Source organism: Kitasatospora sp. NPDC057512, assembly GCF_042802135.1.
In the GTDB taxonomy this organism is placed as follows: Bacteria; Actinomycetota; Actinomycetes; order Streptomycetales; family Streptomycetaceae; genus Kitasatospora.
Genome location: NZ_JBHVET010000527.1, coordinates 1 through 6,239, shown reverse-complemented (window position 1 = coordinate 6,239; position 6,239 = coordinate 1). Strand labels below are relative to the sequence as shown.

The window sequence follows — 6,239 nt, the reverse complement described above, 5'->3', positions numbered from 1 at the left end:
ACTTCGCCGCCATGACCGCCATGACCGCCGTGGCCGGCCCCGCCGCCGCGGCAGGGCTCCCGGAACCCGCCGCAGTCGCCGACGGGCCGAAGCTGCTGATGACGATGGCGTTCGTGCTGTGCCTGGACGCCTCGCTGCAGGCGTTCGGGGTGGAGCTGAGCTATCCGACGGTGGCGGTCATCTTCCTGGCGGGCAACGCGCTGGGCTCGGCGGCCCCGACCCCGGGCGGCATCGGCGCGGTGGTTGCGGCTTCTGCTGGCGTGTGTGCAGTTGCGTGGTGGCCCTGCCAGGGGACCCCATGACGGTTCCCCTGGCAGGGTCAGTGGGTCGGACGGATCATCGCGGTCAGCCGGGGCGAGTCCGGCGAGGGTTGCTGCGTGTTGAACGCCTGGTAGCCCCAGGCCTCGTAGAGGCGTTGGACCTTCCCGTCCCCGGCGAGCGGGTTCACCAGCAGTGTGACACGGCTTTCGGGGCGGCCGGCCAGCAGCGCGTCATGGATGCGGCGGGCGGTTCCGGTGCCGCGCCAGGGGGTGCGGACGCCGATCTCCTTGATGGCCAGGGCCGGAGCATCGGTGCATCCGTGGGGGAGGGGCTCGGTCATGCGCTTCCAGTACCGGTCGCCGGACGCGATGGTGTTGCCGTAGGCGTAGCCGACCGGCAGTTCGCCGTCGTAGCCGAGGGCGAGCGCGAAGCCCGGTTCGGCGGCGTGCCGGTCGAGGCGTTCGGCGAACACGTCGACGCGGTAGTTCGGCAGGTGCAGCAGCGGGGCGCGCACGTCGGCGTAGACGTCCAGCAGATCCTGCCGGGCGTCGGGGGTCAGGGTGGTGTGGTGGCGGAGTTCGACGGTCACGCGGTGGCCTCCAGGTGCGCCCGGCCCGCCGGGAGTGCGGTGGTGTGCAGGGGTGGCAGGTCATCGGGGGAGAGGATGCCCGGGGGGTTTCTGGTCGCATTAGGCTGCGGTTGTGATGATCAAGGCTGTGGTGTTCGATGTCGGGGAGTGCCTGGTCGACGAGACCCGGGAGTACGGTACCTGGGCCGACTGGTTGGGTGTGCCGAGGCATACGTTCGTGGCCCAGCTCGGTGCGGTGATCGCGCAGGGGAGGGACTACCGGGAGACGTTCCAGGTCTTCGCCCCCGGCTTCGACCTTTATGAGGAGCGCGAGAAGCGGGCGGCTGTCGGCCGGGCGGAGACCTTCGGTGAGGAGGACCTCTACCCGGATGTCCGGGGTGCTTTCGCTCAACTCCGTGCGGAGGGTCTGTGGTTGGCGATCGCCGGTAACCAGACCGTGCGGTCCGGGGTGATCCTTCGCCGGCTGTTCACGGGCGACGTCGACCTGATCGGCACCTCCGACGACTGGGGCGCGAGCAAGCCGGACCCCGTCTTCTTCGAGCGCGTCGCCGAGGTGGTGCCTGCCGAGCCGCACGAGATCCTCTACGTCGGTGACCGGCTCGACAACGACGTGCTCCCCGCCCGGGCGGCCGGGATGCGGACGGCGTTGATCCGGCGCGGCCCGTGGGGCTGGATCCAGCAGCACGACCCGGCCGCGGAGCAGGCGACGTTCCGGATCGACTCGCTGGCGGAACTCCCGGACCTGATCGCCAAGTTCAACGCTGGAGCGAGCTGAGCGTTGCCGACCAGGAGTAGAGGCGGTCGTCCACACGTCGGACGGCCGCTGTGTCCTGCCACGGGGCGAGCGCCCGTCGGGCTTCGCGCACGCGTTCCATGCCGGTGGCGTACCAGGTGACGGCCAGTTGATCGAGGGCCTGCTCCAGCAGGGCACACGCCTGCTCCGGTCGCCGGGCTGCGGCCTCGACCGACGCGAGGTCGCCGAGTACTACTACGCGCTGCTTGCCGTCGGTCTCCGGGAGTTCGGCGAGCGTCTGCTCCAGCGTGGTGCGGGCTTGCGGGATCAGGCCGGCCCGCAGCTCGGTGTTGCCACGGAACGCGTGCAGGCGGGCGACCGAGAACCAGGTAAACCAATCGGGCGGCAGAACGTCGCTGCCAGCGGCAAGCACGTCCTCGGCGTGCCGCAGCAGAGTGAGCGCGCCGCGATGGTCGCCGCACCGAGTGAGGCACTCGGCCTCGACCGCGTCGAGCCAGGCCAGCACGTCGGCGGATACCGGGGCCCGACGAGCGTACGTGCGGGCAGCATGCATGCGTTCCCGTGCGCCGTTGAGGCGGCCGGCCCAACCGGGCACGAACGCGCTGTGAGCGAGAATCGCGGCACCGAGCAGGTTGTCGTCTGCCTCGCCGGCGGCCTGAAGCGCGCGAACAAAGGTCGCGTCGGCAGCGTCGGGTTGCCGCAGGTCGAAGAACTCAATTCGGCCGAGCAGCAGCAGAGACTCGGCCAGGGCAGTGGCCAGCACCTTGCGGGCCACTCCGTCCGTCTCTCCGAGTAGCACGGTGCCGAGGTCAGTGTGTGCGGCCACTGTAGGGTGCAGCGCGGCTGGGGCCGTGGACAGGTAGAGGCGGCGGTGAGCTTCGGTGACTATGGCGTAGTCGGAGCCAACCGTCCCTGGCTGGCTCCCCTGTGGCCCGTACGGTCGAGGTAGCGCGCCGCGGAGGGCTGTTGACGTTGTGCGGGGTGGGGCCGCAGGTGCGGCAGCGGTCGCAGTGGTGGGCTGGGAACGGTTCCAGGGAGCGCGGAAGCCCAGGTCTTCAATCGGTTGTCGTAGGACGTGGGTTAGGAGGCGCTGGTAGTCCTCCCCAGGCCAAGGAGGGGTGTCGGATTCCCAACGGCGGATCTGGCGCACGCTGACGGAGACACCACGAAGACCAAGTTGTTGGGCGGCCCGGGTGAGGGCGTCGGCCAGGGCCTGCTGGCTGGCGTAGCCGGCGGCTTGCCTGGCTGCTTTGAGCGCGGTGTTGGGCACAGTCTCCTCCGCACATACCGACGATGGCTCAACCCTACGTATCCACAGGCCGCTTTGGGGACTTCTCGGGCATATGACGGACCAATGTGTCCTCTGTGTGTCCCTCAAGAGTCCTCTGAAAGGCCTTCAGGACGTCCTTGTGGCGGACGACGATTAGTCCTGTCACCGACCGGTGTCACCAGACTACTGACAGTAGGTTTCGCGTGCTTGAGGCAGAGCAGCCACCACCCCGGCCCAGCTTCAGGTCAAGGGCTGCACGTATCTGCCGAATGCCAGCTCGGGCGCAGGTGATCTCTCACCGCGTGCGGTCAAGCCGCGACGTCGGCCACTGAGTGATGTCGCGGCCTCCTTTCGTATGCTCCCTCTCTGCTTCTTCCGAGGTACCCCCATGCTCAAAGCCCGCCGGCCCCGCGCGTTCGTCGCGTGCCTCGACTCCCGCATCGAATCCACGCCCCTGGCGCGGTACTTGCTCCGCGCGTACCTCTCCGGGCTGCCGTCCGGTGACCGCTACGCCGACACGGCCGAGCTGCTCCTCGGCGAACTGTTCGCCAATGCAGTCCAGCACTCCGACGGGCCGGACGACTGCCACATCGAGGTTCGCTTCGCCCTCACCGGCTCCCGCCTGCGGCTGGAGGTGCACGACGCCGGTAGCGGCCGTCCGTCCGTCCGTGTCGCCGCGCTCTCGGACGAGCGCGGGCGTGGGATGTTCCTCGTCAACGAGCTCGCGGAGCGCTGGGGTTGCTCCTCACGGCCGGGTGGGATCGGCAAGTTCGTGTGGGTGCTCGTCGCCCCGATCCCCGCGCCCGTCCTCGTCAACGCCTGAAAGATCGAAGCGCCCTCATGCACCTCACGACCCTGGCGCGGCACGCCCTCTCCCGTGGCCGGACGCCCGCCGACACCTACGCGCTCCTCGCCCGCCGTACCCGCAAGCCCCTGCCCTCCGCCCGCGCCGTCTGCCTCGCCCTCGACATCCCGCTCGCGGAGACCGGCCGCCGTCTGGCCGAGTGCTACGACGCTCTCCTTGCCGACCCCCGGCCGGACTCCGAGACGGACACCGGTGAACTCCTCGAAGCCCTCGGGGTCTTCGACGTTCCCAAGTCGCTCACCGACACCGAACTGGCCGTCGTCGAACTCTTCCTGGTCGCCGTCGACGCCATGGGCGGCATCCGTGCTGGCCACCAGCACGGCCTGACCCGCTGGTTCACCACCGGCAACCTGACCACCGCGTACCTCTCGCTCGCCGCCGCCCGGCCCATGCCCCGCACCGGCGACCCCGCCCGCTACTGGGCCGCCCTCGTCACCGCCGGCGAACTCCTCACCACCACCGCCCACTCCGAGACCCGTATCAAGTACGCCCTCGCCCACTGCCGCAGCCGGGCCTCCCGTGCCTGAATCCTGTATAGGGCAGCACGGCCGGATCGGCGGAGCGCGTCCGCTGCCGCAGGCCTGCGAGCAGGGCGAAGGGCAGTTCCGGACGGAGCCGGCAGAGGGCGCGAGGGGACGAGGACAGACGGAAGGCGGGTGCCGCCGTGGTCGGCGGCACCCGCGGGGGAAACCGGTGCGGGCCCCGGTCAGGCCTTGACGAGGACGTAGGTGCCGGTGCCGTCGGCCCTGCCCATGCTGTACTGGCGCAGGGGCTGGCCGTCGGCGTTGCGGTCGTGGCCGACCATGTAGCCGGTGTACTTGTTCTGGACGCCGATCCTGTCGCTGCCCGGGACGTCGCGGTAGAAGTAGAACCGCTGCAGGTCGTCGACCTTGCAGTCGGCCTGCTGCAGGATGGTCCCCTCGGTGGCGGCGGTCGCCTCCGGGACGGCCAGGCACTTGTTGGTCGAGCGGTTGATCAGGATCTGCTCCGCGATGCCGTTCGCCGCCGGGCCGCTGCACAGCTGCCACTGGTCCTGGCCCTGCGGCCAGCCCTGGGCGGCGGGTCGCAGCTGGATGTTGTTGCTGCCCCAGTCCATGAAGCCGGGCGCGGACCAGAACAGCGCGCGGTCGGGCGTGGCGAGCTTGTAGTTGGCCGCGTCGCAGGTGAAGCCGGGCGGCGCGGTGGTGCCGGGGAACCCGGGCCAGTCCTGCTTGACCCCCGCAGCCTCGACTTCAGAAGCCTTGGCCGAAGCAGCCGAAGCAGCCGGAGCAGCCGCATCGGCGCGGAGCGCGCCGGTGCAGCCCAGGATGTCCTGCGCCCGGCGCATGATGCTGTTCGCGGGGACGGCGTCCTCGCAGCGCACCGCGCCCTCCTCCAGGGTGGTGAAGGTGGTGTAGCTGCCCCCGCCCGGGCCCTCGACCCACTTGGTGGCGTACGTGCCGTTGCCCGTGTCGACGCGGTTGCAGTTCAGGCTGCCGTACTGGCCGGTGACCTTCCGCGTCCCCTCGTACAGGGCGTAGTAGCCGGGCTTCTGGAAGTTCCAGGTGATCGACTTCGACTCGGTGCTGGTCGTGGAGGACTCCAGCTTGACGCTCAGCTTCGCGCTCGCCTCGACCTTGGCGAGGGTCGCGATCTCGAAGTTGCCCGTAATGGAGAGGTCGAGGCCGACCGAGACCGTCACCACCGACTGGGTGGTGGCGGTCACCGTCTGGGAGCCCGTCGCGCCGTCGGTGACGTACCAGCCCTTGAAGTGGGTGATCGTCGGGACGACCTGGAGGGACTTGATGAACGGGTAGCGCTTGCCGAGGTCCGCGGCGGTACAGGTGTCGCCGAGCGCGGGGTCCGCCGCCAGGGTGACGGCCGGCCGCGCGGAGTCGGGGGTGGCGGCCGCGGCCGGGGCCAGGGCGGTCATGGTGCCGAGCGCGCAGGCCGCGCCCGCGGCGAGGGCGAGCAGCCCCGTACCCCGGTGGCCGGATGATCGTGAGTGACGCATCGTCGTTCCCCCCTGGCGTCCGGACTCCGCGTCAGGACCGGCGGGAGCCCGGACGGTGGTGTGGTCGTGTGATGGTTCCGGTCGCAAACGAACATAGCGGCGGTGGTGCTGACGGGGCCATGACAGAACAAGTCAACGTGGCCGCCGTGTCGGGGCGGGCCGGAATGGCCGGTTCCCCGGTCGCGCGGGCGGCGGTCGCCCGCCACCGCCGTGGCCGTGCGGTGCGGGACGCGGGCACGCCGGCCGGGCCGGGAGCGGGGGCGGCGGCCGGGCACCGGGGCCGCCCGGGGGCCGGGCGGCCAGCCCCGATCCGACGGAGTGGCACATTCGCCCTCCGGAGCTGTACTTGCCTCCGATCCGGGGTCGGGCCGTCCCCGCCGGTGCGCGGGCGCCCCGGGCCGGAGGGATATCCGGTCACCCCGGCCTGGCCGATGTCCTCCCCTCCGCGCACCACGACGGCCCGGCACGCTGGAACGGTACAGCAGACTGTACGCAGCAGACCAACAC

At 70.7% G+C, this 6,239-nt stretch carries 7 protein-coding genes; 4 read left to right on the top strand and 3 right to left on the bottom strand.

Annotation, left to right across the window (positions count from 1 at the left end; translation table 11 throughout):
* The coding region (locus ACFU6K_RS28210; RefSeq protein WP_380667647.1) for a hypothetical protein at positions 1-302 on the top strand (302 nt) is incomplete at its 5' end.
* 17 nt (positions 303-319) lie between these two features.
* On the opposite strand, the gene ACFU6K_RS28205 is transcribed toward ACFU6K_RS28210, so the two are convergent.
* Entirely contained in the window at positions 320-850 is a 531-nt protein-coding gene (locus tag ACFU6K_RS28205) for a GNAT family N-acetyltransferase (RefSeq protein WP_380667645.1), read from the bottom strand.
* A 115-nt stretch (positions 851-965) separates the two neighbouring features.
* Here ACFU6K_RS28205 and ACFU6K_RS28200 point away from each other — a divergent pair, with 115 nt between their 5' ends.
* Positions 966-1,625 (top strand): HAD family hydrolase, encoded by a 660-nt coding sequence (locus ACFU6K_RS28200; protein ID WP_380667649.1) that lies wholly within the window; start codon positions 966-968, stop codon positions 1,623-1,625.
* Here ACFU6K_RS28200 and ACFU6K_RS28195 read toward each other — a convergent pair.
* Positions 1,606-2,379: a transcriptional regulator gene (locus ACFU6K_RS28195; protein WP_380667643.1), complete on the bottom strand. Its 774-nt coding sequence runs from the start codon at positions 2,377-2,379 to the stop codon at positions 1,606-1,608. The genes ACFU6K_RS28200 and ACFU6K_RS28195 overlap by 20 nt on opposite strands.
* Before the next feature lie 883 nt (positions 2,380-3,262).
* Between ACFU6K_RS28195 and ACFU6K_RS28190 the strand changes: the two genes are divergently transcribed.
* Both ACFU6K_RS28190 and ACFU6K_RS28185 read left to right on the top strand, forming a co-directional pair.
* Complete coding sequence (locus tag ACFU6K_RS28190; protein ID WP_380667641.1) at positions 3,263-3,697, top strand: ATP-binding protein; 435 nt, start codon at positions 3,263-3,265, stop codon at positions 3,695-3,697.
* A gap of 17 nt (positions 3,698-3,714) precedes the next feature.
* On the top strand, positions 3,715-4,266 hold the full coding sequence (locus tag ACFU6K_RS28185; RefSeq protein ID WP_380667639.1) for a hypothetical protein: 552 nt from the start codon (positions 3,715-3,717) through the stop codon (positions 4,264-4,266).
* A gap of 179 nt (positions 4,267-4,445) precedes the next feature.
* On the opposite strand, the gene ACFU6K_RS28180 is transcribed toward ACFU6K_RS28185, so the two are convergent.
* A complete protein-coding gene (locus ACFU6K_RS28180; RefSeq protein WP_380667637.1) occupies positions 4,446-5,732 on the bottom strand; it encodes an RICIN domain-containing protein in 1,287 nt (428 codons plus the stop codon).
* Positions 5,733-6,239 lie beyond the last annotated feature (507 nt).